The sequence below is a fragment of the Pseudonocardia sp. OZ21 genome (assembly GCF_059359135.1).
This window is the reverse complement of the sequence record NZ_JCADBN010000007.1, coordinates 186,678-206,259: the sequence shown is the minus strand read 5'-3', so window position 1 is coordinate 206,259 and position 19,582 is coordinate 186,678. Positions and strand designations below refer to the sequence as shown.

19 protein-coding genes are annotated in these 19,582 nt (G+C 72.2%); 7 read left to right on the top strand and 12 right to left on the bottom strand.

All coding sequences use genetic code 11. The features are described from left to right. Positions 1 to 852, bottom strand: a complete 852-nt coding sequence (locus AC5L35_RS18585) for a PaaX family transcriptional regulator (RefSeq protein ID WP_495060907.1) — start codon at positions 850 to 852, stop codon at positions 1 to 3. A 143-nt stretch (positions 853 to 995) separates the two neighbouring features. Here AC5L35_RS18585 and AC5L35_RS18580 point away from each other — a divergent pair, with 143 nt between their 5' ends. Beyond that, positions 996 to 2,324 carry an MFS transporter gene (locus tag AC5L35_RS18580; protein ID WP_495060906.1) on the top strand — a complete coding sequence of 443 codons (1,329 nt, stop codon included), beginning with the start codon at positions 996 to 998 and terminating at the stop codon, positions 2,322 to 2,324. Between the two features lie 24 nt (positions 2,325 to 2,348). On the opposite strand, the gene AC5L35_RS18575 is transcribed toward AC5L35_RS18580, so the two are convergent. Beyond that, positions 2,349 to 3,230, bottom strand: a complete 882-nt coding sequence (locus AC5L35_RS18575) for an SCO6745 family protein (RefSeq protein ID WP_495060905.1) — start codon at positions 3,228 to 3,230, stop codon at positions 2,349 to 2,351. 131 nt (positions 3,231 to 3,361) lie between these two features. On the opposite strand from AC5L35_RS18575, the gene AC5L35_RS18570 reads away from it, so the two are divergent. After that, entirely contained in the window at positions 3,362 to 4,309 is a 948-nt protein-coding gene (locus AC5L35_RS18570; RefSeq protein WP_495060904.1) for an alpha/beta fold hydrolase, read from the top strand. On the opposite strand, the gene AC5L35_RS18565 is transcribed toward AC5L35_RS18570, so the two are convergent. Continuing rightward, positions 4,299 to 5,552 carry an MFS transporter gene (locus AC5L35_RS18565; RefSeq protein WP_495060903.1) on the bottom strand — a complete coding sequence of 418 codons (1,254 nt, stop codon included), beginning with the start codon at positions 5,550 to 5,552 and terminating at the stop codon, positions 4,299 to 4,301. The genes AC5L35_RS18570 and AC5L35_RS18565 overlap by 11 nt on opposite strands. Positions 5,553 to 5,619: 67 nt before the next feature. Between AC5L35_RS18565 and AC5L35_RS18560 the strand changes: the two genes are divergently transcribed. Beyond that, positions 5,620 to 6,558, top strand: coding sequence for a LysR family transcriptional regulator (locus tag AC5L35_RS18560; RefSeq protein WP_495060902.1), 939 nt, complete (start codon positions 5,620 to 5,622; stop codon positions 6,556 to 6,558). A 30-nt stretch (positions 6,559 to 6,588) separates the two neighbouring features. On the opposite strand, the gene AC5L35_RS18555 is transcribed toward AC5L35_RS18560, so the two are convergent. Beyond that, positions 6,589 to 7,323: a GNAT family N-acetyltransferase gene (locus tag AC5L35_RS18555; RefSeq protein ID WP_495060901.1), complete on the bottom strand. Its 735-nt coding sequence runs from the start codon at positions 7,321 to 7,323 to the stop codon at positions 6,589 to 6,591. Between the two features lie 494 nt (positions 7,324 to 7,817). On the opposite strand from AC5L35_RS18555, the gene AC5L35_RS18550 reads away from it, so the two are divergent. Next, positions 7,818 to 8,564: a helical backbone metal receptor gene (locus AC5L35_RS18550; protein ID WP_495060997.1), complete on the top strand. Its 747-nt coding sequence runs from the start codon at positions 7,818 to 7,820 to the stop codon at positions 8,562 to 8,564. On the opposite strand, the gene AC5L35_RS18545 is transcribed toward AC5L35_RS18550, so the two are convergent. Genes AC5L35_RS18545 through AC5L35_RS18520 form a run of 6 tightly spaced genes read right to left on the bottom strand, consistent with a single transcriptional unit; the run spans position 8,554 to position 15,186 of the window. Further along, positions 8,554 to 10,008: a mannitol dehydrogenase family protein gene (locus AC5L35_RS18545; protein ID WP_495060996.1), complete on the bottom strand. Its 1,455-nt coding sequence runs from the start codon at positions 10,006 to 10,008 to the stop codon at positions 8,554 to 8,556. The genes AC5L35_RS18550 and AC5L35_RS18545 overlap by 11 nt on opposite strands. Before the next feature lie 2 nt (positions 10,009 to 10,010). Next, on the bottom strand, positions 10,011 to 10,871 hold the full coding sequence (locus AC5L35_RS18540) for an ABC transporter permease (protein WP_495060900.1): 861 nt from the start codon (positions 10,869 to 10,871) through the stop codon (positions 10,011 to 10,013). Then, positions 10,871 to 11,791, bottom strand: a complete 921-nt coding sequence (locus AC5L35_RS18535) for an ABC transporter permease (RefSeq protein WP_495060899.1) — start codon at positions 11,789 to 11,791, stop codon at positions 10,871 to 10,873. Before AC5L35_RS18535 ends, AC5L35_RS18540 begins: the two co-directional genes overlap by 1 nt. 10 nt (positions 11,792 to 11,801) lie before the next feature. After that, positions 11,802 to 12,938: an ABC transporter ATP-binding protein gene (locus AC5L35_RS18530; RefSeq protein ID WP_495060898.1), complete on the bottom strand. Its 1,137-nt coding sequence runs from the start codon at positions 12,936 to 12,938 to the stop codon at positions 11,802 to 11,804. Next, positions 12,935 to 14,143 carry an ABC transporter substrate-binding protein gene (locus AC5L35_RS18525; protein ID WP_495060897.1) on the bottom strand — a complete coding sequence of 403 codons (1,209 nt, stop codon included), beginning with the start codon at positions 14,141 to 14,143 and terminating at the stop codon, positions 12,935 to 12,937. Before AC5L35_RS18525 ends, AC5L35_RS18530 begins: the two co-directional genes overlap by 4 nt. Continuing rightward, positions 14,140 to 15,186, bottom strand: coding sequence for a LacI family DNA-binding transcriptional regulator (locus AC5L35_RS18520; protein WP_495060896.1), 1,047 nt, complete (start codon positions 15,184 to 15,186; stop codon positions 14,140 to 14,142). The genes AC5L35_RS18525 and AC5L35_RS18520 overlap by 4 nt, the downstream gene beginning before the upstream one ends. Before the next feature lie 140 nt (positions 15,187 to 15,326). Here AC5L35_RS18520 and uxaC point away from each other — a divergent pair, with 140 nt between their 5' ends. Then, a complete protein-coding gene (gene uxaC / locus AC5L35_RS18515) occupies positions 15,327 to 16,745 on the top strand; it encodes a glucuronate isomerase (RefSeq protein WP_495060895.1) in 1,419 nt (472 codons plus the stop codon). 39 nt (positions 16,746 to 16,784) lie between these two features. On the opposite strand, the gene AC5L35_RS18510 is transcribed toward uxaC, so the two are convergent. Together AC5L35_RS18510 and AC5L35_RS18505 are read right to left on the bottom strand one after the other, a co-directional pair. Next, on the bottom strand, positions 16,785 to 17,789 hold the full coding sequence (locus AC5L35_RS18510; protein ID WP_495060995.1) for a TIGR03557 family F420-dependent LLM class oxidoreductase: 1,005 nt from the start codon (positions 17,787 to 17,789) through the stop codon (positions 16,785 to 16,787). 124 nt (positions 17,790 to 17,913) lie between these two features. After that, positions 17,914 to 18,588: an FMN-dependent NADH-azoreductase gene (locus AC5L35_RS18505; RefSeq protein ID WP_495060894.1), complete on the bottom strand. Its 675-nt coding sequence runs from the start codon at positions 18,586 to 18,588 to the stop codon at positions 17,914 to 17,916. A gap of 108 nt (positions 18,589 to 18,696) precedes the next feature. On the opposite strand from AC5L35_RS18505, the gene AC5L35_RS18500 reads away from it, so the two are divergent. After that, on the top strand, positions 18,697 to 19,212 hold the full coding sequence (locus AC5L35_RS18500; protein WP_495060893.1) for a MarR family winged helix-turn-helix transcriptional regulator: 516 nt from the start codon (positions 18,697 to 18,699) through the stop codon (positions 19,210 to 19,212). Between the two features lie 36 nt (positions 19,213 to 19,248). Next, a complete protein-coding gene (locus tag AC5L35_RS18495) occupies positions 19,249 to 19,581 on the top strand; it encodes a DUF3140 domain-containing protein (RefSeq protein ID WP_495060892.1) in 333 nt (110 codons plus the stop codon). Position 19,582: the final 1 nt, after the last annotated feature.

Below are 19,582 nucleotides of genomic sequence, written 5' to 3'. Positions count from 1 at the left end.
TCACGACCCTGCTGCGGCGGGCGGGATGGCGATCTCGTCGAGCAGCTTTGCCGCGATCCCGGCCGCCGCCGGGTCGTAGCGGGCGGCCAGCGTGCGGAACACCTTCTCCGCGCGGACAGCAGGCCAACCGACCGGGAGATGCTCGGCGGGCAGGTGGGGGTCCTGGCGCACGAGCTGGAGCCAGTCGGTGTGCAGCAGGAGCTGCCGGGCCAGGTCGTCACGGGCCTCGACGGCCGGAGCGGGGACATCCCAGCGGCTCAGGAACGCCTGGTAGCGCGCGGCGATCGTCGGCAGGTCGAACGCCTTGCCCACGAGATCGGCCGACTCGGTCGGTTTCGTGGCCCGTGCGGTCAGCACCGTGACGGCGTCCGCGAGCCCGAGATCCTCGACGATCCGGATGACGTCGACCTCGCCCGCCGCGATCCACAGGCCGTTCTGGAGCGGTCCGAATCCCGCCCATACCAGCTGGGATCGCAGGTCGTGGCGTTCGCTGCGGCGTGAGTCCGGCAGCGAGAAGCCGACGAGCGTCCAGCTGCCGTTCCAGTCGCGGTTGACCGCACCGGTCTGCCAGATCCGCCGGTACCCGTCCTCGAGGACGGCCACGGCGCGCGGCGTGAGCGCGAGGTACACCTTCCGGCCACGCCGGTGCCGGGCGAGGAGGTCACGCGTGGCCATTCGTGTCAGCGTCGAACGCACGGCCTCCTCGGAGACACCCATCCGCTCGAAGACCTCGATGACGCTGCCCGAGTAGACCGCGGTGTCGCGTCCGCGCACGTAGATGCCGAGGAAGGTGAGCATGAGCGACTGCGGGCGAGCGCTCGCCACGCCCGTCTCGTCGTCTCGACTCGGCACCCGGCGAGGGTAGCCCGGAGCCAACGCTGGGCACCACGTTGACGGCCGTCACCATTGCGCCTAACGTCTCGCCGCATTCGAACAGGCGCTGTTCCGGCACTACGAGTAACCCCTCGCCCGCGCCCAACGTAGGGATGTCCACCATGGCGAACCCGGCAGCCACCACCCACTCCACCGTCCAGCTCCGACGTGCGGTCGCATCCAGCTTCGTCGGGAGCGTGATCGAGTACTACGACTTCCTGCTCTATGCCACCGCCTCCGCGGTGGTCTTCGGGAAGGTGTTCTTCTCCACGCTCGATCCGTTGACGGCAACCGTGGCGAGCTTCGGGACGTTCGCGGCGGGCTATCTCGCCCGGCCGCTCGGCGGGATCCTGTTCGGCCACTTCGGCGACCGCATCGGCCGGAAGAAGATGCTGGTCACGACCATGACGCTGATGGGCGTGGTGAGCTTCCTGATCGGTGCGCTCCCGACCTACGGGCAGATCGGCATCTGGGCGCCGATCATTCTCGTCACGCTGCGCATCCTGCAGGGCGTGGCCGTCGGCGGCGAATGGGGCGGCGCGGTGCTGATGTCGGCCGAGCACGCCACATCCCGGCGGGGGCTGTGGGCGAGCTTCACCAACGCCGGTGCGCCCTGCGGCATGGTGCTCTCGACCGTCGCGCTCACGGCGACCGCGGCGATCGCCGGCGAGGAGGCGTTCCTCGTCTGGGGGTGGCGGGTGCCCTTCCTGCTCAGCATCCTGCTCCTCGGGATCGGCCTGTTCATCCGGCTCAAGGTCGAGGAGACGCCGGTCTTCGCGGCGGCCGGGAAGACCGCACGCGTCCCGCTGTTCGACGTGCTGCGCAACCACCCCCGCAACCTGCTGCTCGCCGTGGGGATCGGGCTGGCCGCGTTCGTGGCGCAGGGCACGCTGACCACGTTCCTCATCGCCTACGGGGTGGAGGTCGGCTACAGCCGCCAGACCGTGCTGAACGGCCTCACATTGTCCTCGGTGCTCGCCGTGTTCGGCATCATCGGCTTCTCGGCGCTGTCGGATCGACTGGGACGCCGGCCCGTCGTCCTTGCCGGGGCGGTGGTGATGGCGGTGTTCAGCTTCCTGCTGTTCCCGATGGTCGACAGCGGTGACGTCGTATTGCTCGTGGTCGCGCTGGTGGTCGGCCAGGCCGTGATCCAGCCGGCGATGTACGGGCCGCTCGCCGCGTTGTGCACGGAGCTGTTCAGTACCCGCAGCCGATACACCGGCGCGTCGCTGGGCTACCAGCTGTCCGGGTTGGGTGCCGGGCTCGCGCCTGTGCTGTTCGCCTCCGTCCTCGCCGGCGGCGGCTCGACGATGACGATCTCGCTGATCATCGCCGGGTTCTGCCTGCTCACCGTGGTGTGCGTCGTGCTGCTCGCGGAGACGAGCGGGAACAGCCTCACCGAGAACCCACCGTCCCCGGCCACCGCCGCCACTACGACGAGGATCAGCTGAACCACCCGGTGTTCGCCGAGACGGTCAGCGCCGGGCGGCGGCCCGCTCGTGCATGCCCAATGCCGGGTAGCCGTGGGCGTCGCGGATCGCCGTGCCCCAGGGCCGGAGGATCTCCACGAGCGTCGGGAGATCGTCACCGAGGGCGTCGACGATCGGGCGGCACTGCCTGTCGGTGGCCTCCTCGACGGCCTCGCGCCGGGCGCGGCCCTCCTCGGTCAGCGCGCCGTCGGCCACGAGCCCGCGACTCGCCAGCCGCTCGTACGCCGCGTCGAGGTGCGCGTCGGTCCACGCCCGCGAACGGATGTAGGTACGCATCGGCAGCCCCCAGTAGGCCTCGCTGAGCAGGCCGATCTCCGTGGCGTCGAAGCCCGCCGCCGTCCATGACGCGATGTGCGCGTCGCCCCGGTACTCGCGCAGCATGTCGCCGAGGCGCCAGACATCGCCGACCGGATCACCGGGCAGACCCATCGACCGGAGCCCGCTGAACAGCGGCCTGCCCTCGGGTCGCAGCGGCTCGACGGCCCGCTCGAGCAGGGGCCGCGCCTCGTCGATGCGCTCGGGGCTCTCCCCCAGGATCCGGACGAGGTGCGCCGTGGCACCGCGCGTGCGTGCATCGGAGATCGTGGTGGAGTCGGTGAGTGTCCAGCCGTATCCCACGGCCTTGACCACGACGTCGGGGTTGAACACCCCGAATGCTGCGGCCACCACCTCGCCCGGCACCTGGCCCAGCAGCGACCCACGGCTGCAGAAGTACGCGGGCCCGTCGGGCGCGGCCACACCCTTGTTGGTCGCCGGGCTGCCGCCGAACCCGAGCGCCGCATAGGCGTCGTGGCACTCCGGTGCGAAGTACACCTGCCCGGTCACGGGCTCGAGGGCTCCTGCCAGTGCGCGTGCTGCGGGGGTCAATCCGGCCTCCTGGTGGTCACGATCATCTCGGTGATTCTGCCGCTCTCGTGATCTGATCGTGGGGCGGCACCGCACACGACCCTGGATCCGGCAGCGCCCGTTGCCACGATGCTCAGCAAGGAGCCCGCGCCATGACCGAGCGCACCGTCGCCGTCAACGGCATCGAGATGCACGTGGTGGAGGAAGGCAGCGGGCCACCGGTGATCTTCTCCCACGGGTTCCCCGAGCTCGCCTACTCCTGGCGCCACCAGATCCCCGCGGTCGCCGCGGCCGGCTACCGGGCGATCGCCCCCGACCAGCGGGGATACGGTCGGACGTCGGCCCCGGAGGGCATCGACCAGTACGACATCCTGCATCTCAGCGATGATCTCATCGCCCTGCTCGACGAGCTCGGCGAGGAGAAGGCCGTGTTCGTGGGCCACGACTGGGGCTCGATGGTCGTCTGGCAGACCGCCCTGCTGCACCCCGACCGCGTCGCCGGTGTGTGCGGCATGAGCGTGCCGTTCGTGCCGCGGGGCCAGCGGCCCCCCACGGAGCTCTGGCGCGTCGCGATGGACGGCTCGTTCTTCTACATCCTCTACTTCCAGGAGCCCGGCGTCGCCGATGCCGAGCTGGGCGCCGACCCCGCGCGGACGATGCGACGGCTGCTCGCCGCCACCCGGACCGAGCCGGGCGCCGAGGGGATCCTGCGGTCCGCCGACGACGGCCGCGGCTTCGTCGACCGCTTCCCGGAGCCGAAGGAGCTGCCGAGCTGGCTGCAGCCGGCCGAGCTGGAGCACTACGTGCAGGAGTTCCGGCGCACGGGCTTCACCGGCGGCCTGAACTGGTACCGCAACTTCGACCGCAACTGGGAGCTCACCCCACAGCTCGCAGGCGCGCACGTCGCGGTGCCCAGCTTCTTCATCGGCGGCGCACTCGACCCGGTGCTGGTGATGATCCCGCCCGGCGCGCAGGACGGCTGGCTCGACGACCACCGCGGCACGGTGCTCGTCGACGGGGCGGGCCACTGGGTGCAGCAGGAGGAGCCGGACCAGGTGAACCGCGCGCTGCTCGGCTTCCTCGACTCGATCACGCCGTAGCGGCGACCTGCTGCGGGGCCGGAACCCTGCGCAGCCACAGGGCCAGTGCCAGCGCCGCCGCCAGCAGCCCGCTCACGTAGACCACCACACCCAGCCAGCCGGCCTCGTCGTAGGCGATGCCGCCGACGGCCCCGCCGATGCTGCTGCCCAGGTAGTACGTGCACAGGTACAGCGAGGACGCCACACCCGGCGATCCCCCGGGCAGGAGCGTCGCTCGCCTGCCGACCCAGCTGCTCGCCAGGGAGTGGGCGCCGAAGAACCCGACGGTGACGAGCAGGAGTCCGGCCAGCACCGCGAGCAGGTGGTCCGGCACCGTCACCCACGCACCCAGCACACCGACGAGCACCGCACCCCACATCACCTTGCGCCGCCCGAGCCGGTCACCGAGGCGCCCAGCGGTCGTCGAGGCCCAGGTGCCGGCGATGTAGCCGAGGAAGATCAGGCCGACGAGCTGGGGCGGCAGGTCGAACGGCGGGGCGAGCAGCCGGAACCCCAGGTAGTTGTAGACGGTCACGAACGCGCCCATCAGCAGGAACCCGATGCCGAACAGGCACACCAGACCGGGGTCGCGCAGGTGCACGCGCACGAGTGGGCCCAGCTCGCCGAGCCGCACCTGCATGGGCGCCGGGGCTTGCGCCGGGGGCAGCAGCAACCGGAACACCACGGTGCAGATGATCGAGAGCACGCCGATCACACCGAGGCCGATCCGCCAGCCCGCGACGTCGGCCACGGCCCCGGCGATCAGCCGGCCGGAGAGCCCACCGAGGGTGTTCCCCGCGATCAGGAGCCCCACGGCGCTGCCGAGCCACCGCGGTGCCACCTCGCGCGTCATGTGGGACATCGCGAGCGCCGGGAGCGCGGCGATCGCCACCCCCTGCAGCGCCCGGATCCCCACGAGCGCCGGGAAGTTCGGCGCCAGTGGGGCGAGCACACCCAGCACGGCCGTGGTCGCCAGTGCGATCGTCATCACCCGCACCCGGCCCCACGACTCGGCCAGCGTGGCGAGCGGCACGACGGCGATGGCGAGTGCTCCCGTCGTCGCGGACAGCGCCAGGCTGGACGTCGACGACGAGAGGTGGAACTGGTCGGCCAGCGTCGGCAGCAGCCCTTGCACGCAGTAGACCAGCACGAACGTGGCGAGCCCCGCGCACCACATCGCCGCGCCGAGCCGGCGGTAGCCGGGCGTGCCCCGCTCGTGGCCGGCGGTGGCGGCGGGAGCGGCATCAGCAGAGATCGTTGTCATCGCTATCGACGTTAGGACGACGAGACCGATGCGTCCAATGCATCTTCGGTTAGGCCATGATGCGGATATGGATGAGATCGGTGCCCTCGCCATCGCGCCCCGGCTGAGCCAGTTCGTCGCCGTCGCGCGAGCCGAGCACATGACCCACGCGGCGGACGAGATCGGCGTCCCGCAGTCGACGCTCAGCCGCAGCATCGCCCGGCTGGAGGCCGATCTCGGCGTCGGGCTGTTCGTCCGGACCGGTCGCACGGTGCGCCTCACCCGGGAAGGCCGCACCCTGCTGCGGCACGCGGAGCGCGCGCTGGGCGAGATCGCCGTGGCCGTCCGGGAGATCCGGGGCGACGCCGACGAGCTGCGCGGCCGGGTCGGCCTCGCGTTCCTGTCCACGCTGGGCGCCGCGGCCGTCCCCCGGCTCCTGCGCGACTTCCGGGCGTCCCATCCCGGCATCCGCTTCGACCTGGTGCAGGGTCCCCACGCACTGCTGCTCGAACGGCTCCGGGCGGGAGACGCCGACCTGGCCCTCACCTCACCCCTGCCGGACGAGCCCGGGCTGGAGACGGAGCCGCTCGGCGAGGAGGAACTGCGGCTCGCGGTCCCCGCCGACCACCCCCTCGCGGCGCACACCGACGGCGTCGCCCTCGCCGAGGCCGCCCGGGACCCGTTCGTCGGCTTCCTGCCCGGCTTCGGCATGCGCGGCACCGTGGACGCCTGGTGCCGGGAGGCCGGGTTCGTGCCGCGGGTGGCGTTCGAGGGCGGGGACGTCGAGACCCTGCGCGGGCTCGTCGGCGCCGGCCTGGGCGTGGCGCTGCTACCGGTGGCGGTTCACCCCGCCACCCCCGGGGTGGTGGAGCTACCGGTCACCGAGCCCCGGACGACCCGGACGATCGGCCTCGTGCGGGTCCGGGACCGCCCGCTCACCCCGCCGGTGCGGGTGCTGCAGGACTTCCTGCGCAGCAGACCCCTGCTCCCGCCCGGCCCTCCGCTCCCGCTCCCGCTCCCGCGGTGAGGCGCCCCCCGGATTGCAGCAAAGCCACTTTCATGCAACCTCGTTGCGTGAAAGTGGCTTTGCTGCAACGGAGGCCGGCGCCCGCAGAGCCGCGAACTGCACCCGGCGGCGCAGCGTGAAGCCCAGGTGCTCGTAGAGCCGGATCGCCGTGGTGTTGCTCCCCGCGGCGTGCAGGAACGGCACATCGCCCCGCTCCCGGATCACCGCGCCGACCGCTCGGAGGAGCCGGGACGCCAGCCCCTGCCCGCGGTAGGCCGGATCGGTGCACACCGCGCTGATCTCCGACCAGCCCGGCGGGCGCACCCGCTCGCCGGCCATCGCGACGAGTGCGCCACCGTCGCGAATGCCCAGGTAGGTGCCCATCAGGCGGGTGTTCGGTTCGAACGGGCCGGGACGTGTGCGGGCCACCAGGTCCAGCATCTCCGGCACGTCGGCGGCACCGAGCACGACGGCGCCGGGATCGCGCCGGACCTCCAGCGCGGAACCCTCCATCTGCACTCCCTCGCCCGCTCCGAGGACCTCCCAGTCGGACGGCGGCGTGCGCGGGCGGCCGGTGATCACGACCTCCCCGCCGGGCCCGGCGAGGGCGGCGAGATCGGCCCAGTCCCCCTCGTCCGGCTCGTCGGGCAAGGCGGCGAACGGCGACACGTCCGGCCGGTAGCGGGCCGCACGGCCCCGTCGTTCTGCAAGGTCGGCGTGCACCCCGGTGAGCGCAGCCCACACGGCGTTGTCCAGGACGTGTTCCACCACGAGGGGAAGAACCACTTCGCGGAGCAAACCGTTCCCGTTCCGGGCGTGACCTCGGACGAGGCTCAGCTGGTCGGCGCCGGTGGCGGGCGACTCGCGGACCGAAACCGGGCGACTCGCGGACACGCGCCGCCGCACACCCGCGAGTCGCCCACAAAACGTGCGCGAGTCGCCCACTCCAGCCCCGCGAGTCGCCCCTGCCTGCCCCAGAACGGGGGTTGATCACTCCGAGACACTCCTTTCAGCCCTCCGGGGGGCGGAAACGCGAATCTCGCAACGATCAACGGTCCCGCCGCCGGGGCGGCTGACCGGCGGTTAACCGGGCGACTCGCGCACCAGAACGGGGCGACTCGCGGGGCGGATTCGGGCGACTCGCGGACAGGCGGCCGCCGGGCGTGCGCGAGTCGCCCGCTGCGCGTCCGCGAGTCGCCCGGCGCGCGGGCGCGAGTCGCCCGCCGGGCGTGCACGAGTCGGCCCGCGAGGTCCCGCGCGGCGGATAGGGTCGGGGCGTGGTGGTCGACGACGAGGGGCGGACGGTGCCGGTGTCCGCCCACGTCCGGCGGGTGGTGTCGATCGTCCCGTCGCTCACCGAGGCGGTGGCCGCGACGGCCCCCGGTCTGCTGGTCGGGGCCACCGACTGGTGCACCCATCCCGCCGACCTCGACGTCCGACGGGTCAAGGGCACCAAGAACCCCGACGTCGCGGCGATCGTCGACCTTGCGCCCGACCTCGTGGTGGCCAACCAGGAGGAGAACCGCCTCCCCGACCTCGACGCGCTGCGCGACGCGGGCGTGCCCGTGCACGTCACCGACATCCGCACGGTCGACGGCGCCTTCGTGTCGCTGGGCCGAATGCTGGGGGCCTGCGGGCTCGACCGGCCCGGCTGGCTCGACGACGCCGAGGCCGCATGGGCGGCGCTGCCCGAGCCGACCCACCGCCGGCGCGCCGTGGTGCCGATCTGGCGCAAGCCGTGGATGGCGGTCGGGCGCGACACGTTCACCGGCGCCGTGCTGGCCCGGCTCGGCGTGGACAACGTCCTGGCCGACCACGCCGAGCGCTACCCGCGGTTCGACCCCGCGGCGCTGCCGGAGCACGACCTCGTGGTGCTGCCCGACGAGCCGTACCTCTTCACGGCCGACGACGGCCCGGAGGCGTTCCCCGGCGTGCCCGCGGTGCTGGTGAGCGGCAGGCTGCTCACCTGGTACGGCCCCAGCCTGGCCGCGGCGGCCCGCGAACTACCGCCGCTGCTCAGCGCGTGACCAGCAGTTCCTCGACGCGCTCGGCGAGCAGGGAACGCAGCACCGGAGAGTCGCGCAGTTCCGGGTCGAAGACCTCGTCGACGGCGAGCATGCGCTCGACCAGCCCGCCGTCCGGGCCGGCCGCGGCCGCGCGCAGCCGGTCGGCCAGCGGGTCGTCGAGCGGCAGTGCCCGGCCGGCGGCGTCGCGACCCTTGGCCACGTAGACCATCCACGCCGCCACGGCCATGGCCGCCCAGCGCGGTTCGGCACCGGCGCGCAGGCGGTCGCGGACCGTGCCGAGCAGGCGCACCGGCAGCTTCATCGAGCCGTCCATCGCCACCTGCGTGGTGCGGTGACGCAGGGCGGGGTTGGCGAAGCGGTCCAGTACCGAGCGCTGGTAGTCGTCCAGGTCCAGGTCGTCGGGACGGCGCAGCGTGGGCAGCGCGTCCTCCGCCATCAGCGACGCGGCCGCCGCGGCCAGGGTATCGTCCCGGACGGCCTCGGCGATCGTCTCGTAGCCGGCGAGCGCTCCCGTGTAGGCCAGCAGCGAGTGGGTGGCGTTGAGCAGCCGCAGCTTCACCGCCTCGTACGGGGCCACGTCAGCGGTGAGCGTCGCGCCGACCCGGTGCCAGGCGGGGACGGGGCCCGCGAAGTGGTCCTCGATCACCCACTGGCGGAACGGTTCGGCCACCACCAGCCCGGCGTCCCGCAGGCCCAGCAGGTGCTGGGCCTGCTCCCGATCGTCGTCGGTGGTGGCGGGCACGATCCGGTCGACCATGCTGCTCGGGAACGACACCGACGACGCCACCCACTCCCACAGCGGCTCGCCCTCCGCTGCCGGCAGTGCGGCGCAGAAGTCCGCCACCAGTGTGCGGACGACCTCGCCGTTGCCCACGAGGTTGTCGCAGGAGAGCACGGTGAGGGGGGCGCCGTTCTCCTCCCGGCGTCGCTGCAGGCCGCGGGTCAACCGGCCGATCGCCGTCTCCGGCGCCGCGGTGCCCGCCAGGTCCGCCTGAACGGCCGCGTCGCGCAGGTCGAGCCGGCCGCCGGGTTCGCGCCGGTATCCCTTCTCCGTGACGGTCAGCGTCACCACGCCGACGGCGGGGTCGGCGATCCGCGACTGCACAAGGTCCGGCTGTTCGGCGGCCGACACCACCTCGAGCACGGACCCGACCACCCGCACGGAGACCTCACGGTCGCTGCGCTCGAGCACGCCGTACAGGCCGTCCTGCGGGGCCAACTGGTCGACGACGCCGCGCGAGCGCTGCGTCACCCCACAGATGCCCCAGCGTCCGACGCCCTCGGCCGCCATCGCCTCCTCGGTGAACACCGCCTGGTGCGCCCGGTGGAACGCGCCGATGCCGAGGTGGACGATGCCGATCGCGGCGTCCGGGCGGCGGACGCCCACGGGCACGCCGGGGGTGATCCGGTGCAGCGTCGAGGTTGCGAGGCGGGGCACGTCCATGCTCACGGTTCGGGAGTCTCCTTGACCCTGGCCACCAGCTGCGTCGGGTTGACGAACCGCAGCGCGACGACGAGAAGGACCAGCATCGTCGACGTGTAGATCACAGCCATCGCGTCGACGGACTGCTGCGCCCTGATCCCGGCCGCCGACATCGAGTAGTACAGGGCGACCACGAGGGTCTGCGAGTCGGGCCCGGCCGTGAGGAAGGTGAGCTCGAACATGCCCACCGTGCGCACCAGCACGAGGATCGCGGCCGCGAGCATCCCGGGCACGAGCAGCGGGCCGAGCACCCGGAGGAACAGCGCCCGTGTGGTGGCGCCGCACATCCGCGCCGCCGACTCGATGCTCGGGTTGATCTGCTCGATGAACGGCGTCATCGTGAGGATCACGAACGGCACCGACGGCACCAGGTTGGCCAGCACCACACCCGAGGCGTTGCCCGCGAAGCCGAACTTGTAGAGCACGGTCGCGAGCGGGATGCCGTAGGTGATCGGCGGCATCAGGATCGGCAGCAGGAACGCGAAGTAGACGATCTTCTTGCCGGGGAAGGTGCGCCGGGCCAGCACGTAGGCCGCAGGCACCCCGATCAGCACCGAGATCACCACCACGAGCAGCGACACCTGCAGCGTGACGCCGACGACGTCGAGGAGCCCGAACTCCCGCCAGGCCGTGGCGTACCAGCTGGTGGTGAAGCCGTTGGGGAACCAGGTGCCGAACCACTGGGTGCCGAACGAGCTGACGAGCACCGCACCGATCACGCCGGCGAGGTTCACGAGGAAGAACGCGACCGCACCCCAGATCAGCCAGCTGCTCGGGCTGCCGACGATACGGCGCCGCGCGCGGGGCGCCACCGTGGTGGCCATCAGCCCTTGCCTCCCGTCGTGCCGGTGTAGAGGCGCGAGCGCCACAGCAGCACCACGCCGATGACGATCAGCTCGACGGCCCCCATCACCATCGCGATGGCCGAGGCCAGCGAGTAGTCGTACTGCTCGTACGCGGCCTGGTAGGCGGCGAGGGCGAGCACGCGCGTCTCCCCCGCCGGGTTGCCAACCAGCACGGCCGACGGGAACACGCTGAACGCCAGCACGAAGGCCAGGCAGAACGTGGTGGCGAGGCCGGGCGCGAGCAGCGGCAGCGTGATGTGCCGGAACCGCTGACGCCAGTCGGCACCCAGTGTGGCCGCCGCCCGCTCCAGGGTGGGGTCGATGCCCGACAGGTACGACAGGATCAGCAGGAACGCGAACGGGAAACCGGTGATGACCAGGGAGAAGAACACGCCCCAGTAGTTGTTCACCAGGCGCACGGGGTCGTCGATCAGCCCGAGCGTCATCAGGATCTTGTTGAACCAGCCGGCCGGCCCGAGGTAGTTCAGCAGCCCCTGCGCGGTGAGCACGGTGCCGAGCGTGATCGGCACGACGAGGACGATCGTCAGCAGTCGCTTGCCGCGAAAGCTGCCGCGCATCCGGTACGCGATGGGCACCGAGGCCAGCACGTTGATCAGCGCGGCGGGCAGCGCCAGCTTGAGCGTGATCCAGATCGTGCCGCTCTGGTACGGGTCGGAGAAGAACGCCTGGTAGCTGGCCAGGAAGCCGCCCTCGTCGGGGGCGAAGGACAGCTGCAGCCCGTAGAAGAACGGGTAGAGGAACAGCAGCACCACGAACAGAATGGCCGGCACCAGCAGCAACAGCTGCCGGTCGATGCCGCGCTCGGCCAGCCGGTGACGCAGCCCGGGATCCTGCGCCAGGCGGGCCTCGCCCGCCACGCGCTCCACGGTGAGGCTCACGACGGCCCCCTCACGACGACACCGCGGCGACCAGCGGTGCGGGGACGTGCTCGCCCGCCGCCAGCGGGTAGACGAGCAACCGCTCCGGGTCGACGGTCAGCGTGACGGCGTCGCCCGGCGCGAGCCGCTGCTCGGTGCGCAGGTGCAGCGCCCGGCCTGCCGCGGTGCGGACCTCGACGGCGAGCTCGCGGCCCTGATACCCCACGACCTCGACGGTGGCCGGCGTCGCGTTGGGCCCGTCGGCCCCGTCAGCCGCTGCGCCGACCAGCACGTCCTCGGGACGCACGGCGGCCACCACCCGGTCCCCGACGGCCGTGGGCGCCGTCGCCGTGCCGCGCAGCCGGAGCCCCTCGCCCTGCACCACGACGTCGGCGCCGTCCACCTGAGTGGCCTCGACCTCCACGATGTTGCGGAAGCCCATGAAGTCGGCCACGTGCCAGTTCGCCGGCCGGGTGTGCAGCTCCTCGGAGGTGCCGATCTGTTGCACCCGGCCCTGGCGCAGCACGACGAGGCGGTCGGCGAGCGACAGCGCCTCCTCCTGGTCGTGCGTCACGTAGACCGTGGTGAGCCCGAGCGACTGGTGCAGCCTGCGGATCTCCGAGCGCATCTCCAGCCGCAGCTTCGCGTCGAGGTTGGACAGCGGCTCGTCCATCAGCACCAGCGACGGTTCGAGCACCACCGCCCGCGCGATCGCCACCCGCTGCTGCTGGCCACCCGAGAGCTGGCCGGGCAGCTTGTCGGCGTGCTCCTCCAGCTGGACGAGGCGGATCGCCTCCGTGGTGCGGCGCGCGACCTCCGCGCGGGCCAGCCGGCGCATCTGCAGCCCGAAGGAGATGTTGCGGCGCACCGACATGTGCGGGAAGAGGGCGTAGCTCTGGAAGACCATGCCGAACCCGCGCTTCTCCGGAGGCAGCGTGTCGATCCGGCTCTCGCCGTCCGGGCCCTGCTGCCAGATGCTCCCCGCGGTGAGGGGCAGGAGCCCCGCCAGGCAGTTCAGCGCGGTCGACTTGCCGCAGCCGGACGGCCCGAGCAGCGCGATGAACTCGCCCGCCCGGATCGTCAGGTCGAGGTCGACCAGCGCGTCCTTACCGGCGAAGCGGCGCCCCACACCGTCGAGCCGGAGCTCGGTGAACGCCCCCTCCGTCACTGCCCCCCACCGCCGATCTCGCGGTCCCAGCGGTCGAAGGCGGCGACCATGTCCTTCGTGGCGAGCGGGGTGGCGGTGGGGTGGTCGCGGATCAGGGCGTCGTACTCGGGACGGCCGAACTGGGCGATCACGTCGCGGCTCTGCTGCGGTGCCATGTCGAGCGTGACGCCCTTGATCGCGGGGCCCGGGTAGAAGTAGCCGGTGTCGTAGGCCTTGGCCTGCTGCTGCGGGGTCAGCATGAACGCCAGCAGCGCGAGCACGGCGGACTGCTTGTCGGCCGACACGCCCTTGGGGATCGCGGCGTAGTGGGCGTCGGTCACCCAGGTGAACCCGTCGAGCGCGGTCACCTTGTAGTCGGCGGGCACGGTGCCCAGCGCGCGGGGGTTGATGTCCCAGCCGGTGGTGCTGACGACGATGTCGTAGGTGCCGTTGGCCAGGTTCTTCATCGTGTCCGCCGTGCCCGACGGGTAGGACTCGATGTGCTTGTCCAGCTCCGCGAGGTAGGCCCAGGTCTTCGACCAGCCGTTGATCGGGTCCTTCGGGTCGGAGTCGCCGAGGATGTAGGGCAGCCCCATCAGGAACGTGCGGCCGGGCCCGGAGTTGGACGGGCGGGCGTAGCCGACCTTGCCGGGGTGAGCGGCGGCGTAGGCGAGCAGCTCGTCGGCGGTGTTCGGCGGGTCCGGCACCCGGTCGGGGGCGTACTCCAGGAGCGGGCCCGACGGGTAGTAGGTGACGACGACGCCCTGGTCACCGGCCAGCTCCTGCATGGCGGCAGCCGGTTCGAGGTAGTCCCGCATCCCCGTCAGCCTGCTCTCGAACTGCGGGAGCAGCGGGGTGAACAGGCCCTGCTCGGCACCCGCGGAGAGCCCGTCGGTGCCGGTGAGCACGAGGTCGATGTTGATGCGGCCGGCGTCCTGCTGCGCCTTGATCTTGCCGGCCATCTCGGGCGCGGCCGCCTTCTCGTAGGTGACGCGGGAGACGACGTCCGGGTTCTGCGCCACGAACTCGTCGATCATGCCCTGCGTGAGCTGGAGGTTGCCCGCGATGTCGAGCACGTTGAGCGTCACCGGCTCGCTCGGGCGGTCGGGCACCTCACCGGCAGGCACCTCCGCCCCCGGTCGTCCACTCGGCGCGCCACAGGCCGTCATGAGCAGCAGCGCGCAGACCCCACCTGCGGTCAGAGCGGTGCGCCATCGCATCGTCATCGGGTGGTTCCCTTCATGGAGTGACCGCCCGCCGTCCGGCGGTCGGGGTGGGGGGCGACGCCGGTGGTGGCGCGCACGATGAGCTGGGCGTGGAGCTCCCGGTTCGGTGCCGGGGCCCCCTCGGCCGCCACTGCGGTGTCGGCCAGCAGGGACAGCAGCAGCGCCACCCCGGCCCGGCCTGCCTCCCGTTTGGGGATGGAGACGGTGGTGAGCGCGGGGTGCGTCATCGCCGACATGCTGATGTCGTCGCACCCCAGGACGCTGATCTGGTCGGGCACCGCCACCCCGCGCGCGCCGAGGCGGCTCAGCAGGCCGAGCGCGACCACGTCGTTGTAGGCGATCACCGCCGTGGCGCCCGAGGCCAGTGCCAGGTCAGCGGCGGCGACCCCACCCTCGAACCGGGGCGGGAAGTGACCGAGGTGCACGAGGTCGGTGCCGGTGTCCTCCGCACTCCGGTGCAGGCCCTGCTCGCGCTGGCCGTTGGACCACGACGTGCGCGGCCCGGCGACGTACGCGATCCGCTCGTGGCCCAGCGCCGCCAGGTGCTCCACCGCCTGCCGCATCCCGTCGGCGTTGTCCACGGTGACGCTCGGCCGGCCCTCGATGCGGCGGTTCATGAGGACGACGGCGCTCTCGACTCCGACGCGCGCCAACTCGGCGTCGGGGGTGCGGGGCGAGCACAGGACGATCCCGTCGACCTGGCGGGTGAGCGCCAGCAGCAGGTCGACCTCGGCGGTGGCCTCCTCGTCGGTGTCGGCGATGAACAGCGAGTAGTCCGCTGCCCGTGCCGCCGCCTGCACGCCCTTGACCACGGAGGAGAAGAAAGGGTTGGACAGATCCGGCACGATCAGTCCGAGGTTGCCGGTGCGCCCGGTGATCAGCCCGCGGGCGGCACGGTTGGGCTGGTAGCCGAGCCGCCGGGCCGCGGCCAGTACCCGTGCCCGGGTGGCCGGGTTCACCAGGTCGGGCATCGACAGGGCACGGGACACGGTGGACTGCGAGACGCCTGCCGCCGTGGCAACGTCCCGGATCGTGGCGGCCACGGCGTCCCCCCAGCATTGGATCGTGTCGCGTGCGGGAGAGTCTGAAACCGTTTGTTGCCTCCGTCAAGGCCGGATCTGTGAGCATCCTTGCCAATCGATGCGAGATGTTGCAATCCTTTGCAAACCGATTTGGAGGTCGCATGCGTCCACTGCTGCTCGATGACGACCGGGCCCTGCCGGCCGACCCCGCGACGCGAGCCGTCGCACGAGAGGTCTACGGCGCGACCCGTGACCTCCCGCTGGTCTGCATGCACGGCCATGTCGACGCAGCCGTCCTGGCTCAGGACCGCCCCTTCTCCGACCCGGCGAGCCTGTTCGTCGTGCCGGACCATTACCTGCTGCGGATGCTCGTGTCGCAGGGGGCCGACCTGCGCGACCTGGGCGTGGCCACCACCGACGGCGGCACCGTGGAGACCGACCCCCGGGAGATCTGGCGGCGGTTCTGCGCGGGATGGCACCTGTTCCGCGGCACGCCCACCCGGTACTGGCTCGAACACGAGCTGCACGAGGTCTTCGGGGTGACCACCCAGCCCGGTGAGGACACCGCCGACGCCCTCTACGACCACCTCGCCGACCAGCTGGCCAAGCCCGACTTCCGGCCGCGGGCGCTGTTCGAGCGGTTCGGCATCGAGGTGCTGGCCACCACCGACTCACCGCTGTCGACGCTGCCCGACCACGCCACCCTGCGGGATCAGGGGTGGGGCGAGAAGGTGGTGCCGACGTTCCGCCCGGACGCCCTGCTGTACGTCGACCGGCCGGCCTGGGTCGCCGACGTCGACCGGCTGGCCGAGCTGGCCGGCATCGACACCGGCACCTACGACGGGTTCGGCGAGGCGCTGCGCGCGCGGCGGCGGGTGTTCGTGGAAGCCGGTGCGATGGCCACCGACCACGGCCACCTCGGCACCGACACCACGCCGCTGTCCCCCACCGAGGCCGGGCGGGTGTACGCCGCCGCGAGGGCAGGGCAGGTAGACCCCGCCGACGCCGCCGCGTTCGCAGGCCACATGCTCCACGAGATGGCCCGGATGAGCTGCGAGGACGGGCTGGTGATGCAGCTGCACCCTGGCGTGCTGCGCGACCACGACCGCGCCGCACGGGCCCTGCACGGCCCGGACCAGGGCTTCGACATCCCGGTGGCCACCGAGTTCACCCGAGGCCTGCGGCCGCTGCTGGAGTCGTTCGGCCGCGACCCGCGGTTCCGGATCGTCGTGTTCACCGTGGACGAGACCACCTACTCGCGCGAGCTCGCCCCGCTCGCCGGCGTGTACCCGGCCATGCGGCTCGGCGCACCGTGGTGGTTCCTCGACACCCCGGACGGGATGCGCCGCTTCCGTGAGGCAATCACCGACACCGCGGGCTTCTACAACACCACCGGGTTCGTGGACGACACGCGCGCGTTCGTCTCGATCCCCGCGCGGCACGACCTCGCCCGCCGGGTGGACGCCGGGCACCTCGCCAGGTTGGTGGCCGAGCACCGCCTGGGCCTGGACGAGGCCCTGGAGACGGCGGTCGACCTGGCCTACAACCTGCCGAAGTCGAGCTACGCCCGCCGCACCTGACCCGTCTCCGCTCCGGCCGCCCCTGGCCGGAGCGGGGGCTCAGCGCACCCTGATCCGGGGGTTCTCGGGCTTGCCGTACTCCTCGCGCAGTGCGGGCAGCAGCTCGTGCTCGGCGAACGCGATGAAGTCCGTCTGCGACTCCCCGCCCACCTGCACGAGTGCGACGTGCGTGAACCCGGCGTCGACGAAGGGGCGCACCGCCTCCACGTGCGCCGCCACGTCGGGGCCGCAGGGCAGCGCATCGGCCACGTCGTGCGGGCGCACGAACTGGGTGGCGGCGGCGAACGCCGCCGTGCCGGGCAGCTCGGCGTTGACCTTCCAGCCCCCGCCGAACCAGCGGAACTGGTCGTGGGCCCGGGCTACCGCCTCGTCGCGGTCGGCACCCCAGCTGATCGGCTGCTGTCCGACTTTGGGCAGGGACACGCCGGTGGCCGCGTCGAAGCCCCGAACCAGCTCGGGAAGCGGCTCGACGGCGACCATCGCGTCCGCCACCGGGGCGAACGCCTCGATCGACTGCTTGCCCGAGACCGCCACCGCGATCGGGACGCCGCCCTCCGGGACGTCCCACAGCTTCGCCGAGTCGACGCGGTAGTGGGTGCCGCTGCGGTTGACGTAACCGCCCGCGAACAGCTCACCGATGATCTCGACGGCCTCGCCGAGCATCTCGTGCCGCACGTTCGCCGGTGGCCAGCCCCTGCCGATGACGTGCTCGTTCAGGTTCTCCCCCGCCCCGAGCCCGAGGGTGAAACGGCCCTCGCCTGCCAGGAGGGCCACGGTCGCCGCCTGCTGCGCCACCACGGCCGGGTGGTAGCGCATGATCGGGCAGGTCACGTAGGTCATCAGTGACACCCGTTCGGTGGCGGCGGCGACCGCCCCGAGCACGGCCCAGGCGTTGGGCGCGTGGCCCTGCGAGTCGAGCCACGGGAAGTAGTGGTCGCTGATCACCTCGAAGTCGAACCCCGCCTCCTCGGCGGCGACCGCGTCGGCGACGAGCTCTCGCGGCCCGCGCTGCTCGCACAGCAAGGAGTAGCCGAAGGCGACCATGACATCCCTCTCGTCCGTGGACAGGTCGTCGGGCGGGTACCCCCGCACGTCGCGACCTACGCCGCGGCACCATCGGGCGGGCGGCGCGGCCGGACCCCTCGATCCCGGACGCGCCGCCTCCCGCTCAGGCCACGCCCTCGAGGGCGCCCTCGGCCCGCTTCGCGGCCACGAGCTGCGCGTGGGCCCGTCCGGTGGTCTCGGCCAGCTGCAGTGCCTCGGCCTTGGACACGGCCGCAGCGCCGCGCAGCTCGGCCATGGCCGGGTTCACGTCGGCGAGGGTCAGCTCGGCCGCGACGATCGTGACGTCGGCACCGAAGTACTCGCCGAAGATGCGCGCCAGATACGGCGTGGCGTGGTCCCAGCCCTCCCGCGGAGCGCCCGGGCCGTAGCCACCACCGCGGGCGATCACCAGCGTCACCGGCTTGCCGGCGAGGGGCTTCGTCTGGAAGCGCTGGTCGGTGATCAGGAGGTCGATCCAGTTCTTGAGGTGCTGCGGCACCCCGTAGTTGTAGAGCGGGGCCGCGATCACCGCGGCGTCGGCGGAGAGCAGCTCGTCGGCGAGGAGCGACGCCAGGTTCAGTGCGGCCTTCTGTTCCGGCGTCCGAGCGTCCTCGGGCATGACCATCGCAGGGGCCGCCTGGAGCCACACCTCGGGAGACAGGACCGGCGCCGTCAGGTCGCGGTAGACCACGGTGTCGTGCGGGTGATGCTCGGACCATGCGCGCTGCCACGTGTCGGCCACCTCGCGGCTCACCGATCCGTCCCGACGGATGCTGGCGTCGATGCGGAACAAGGTCATCAGAACTCCTTCAGAATTACTTCGCTGTCCGGCAGATCGTCTGCCACCGAGACGATCGTGTCAACCGAACATCGGTGAGTCCCTATTCCGGACCGCTAGGATGAGAGGGTGACCACACCGGCGGCTGTCGAGTCCGACCTCGGCTGGGCGCTCGGCGCCGTCATGCGGTCCTACCTGCGGGCGGCGCACGACGCCGTCGGCGCCGTGCCCGGTGGCCCGCGCGGCTACCAGGTGCTCTCCATGGCCCACGTCGGCGAGCAGCGCAGCCAGCTCGCGCTGGCCCAGCACCTCGGCGTGGACCGCACCGTGATGACCTACCTGCTCGACGATCTGGAGAGCGCAGGGCTCGTCGAGCGCAGGCCCGACCCGGCCGACCGCCGGGCCCGGCGCATCGTGCTCACCGACGCAGGCACCGAGAAGCTCTGCGAGCTCGAACGCCGGCTGCGCGCCGCCGAGGACGAACTGCTCGACCCGCTCGACCCCGCGGAGCAGGACGTACTGCGCGGCCTTCTGGGCCGGGTCGCCACCCGCACCGCCGCCGCCACCGACGACCCCTGCGCGGTGGCGCAGGAGGTGCAGGACCAGCTCGACCCACCGGCTCGCACGCCCCGCCGCAGGCGCTGACGCATCGGGCGCGTGCGATCGGGGTAGGCCGCAGTCATGGTTGATGTCGACGACGAGCTGTGGGACGAGTTCCACCGCGTGGTGAACATGACCTCGCACGAGCTGAGGGACTGGCTGCTCACCCGCGACGCGGGCGAGGACGCCGAACAGATCCCGGACCGGGCGGGCTCCCCGACCGGGCGCGAGGTGCTGGCGATCCTCGGCAAACGGCGCCACGACGTCACCCGAGAAGACGTGCACGTGATGCGCCGCGTGGTCGACCGGGTGCACGAGCAGCGCCGCGACGACCTCGAACCCACCGCCGGCCAGGCCGCATGGCGACATAAGCTGATGTCGCTCGGGCACGACCCGCTCAAACCGGTGGACTGAC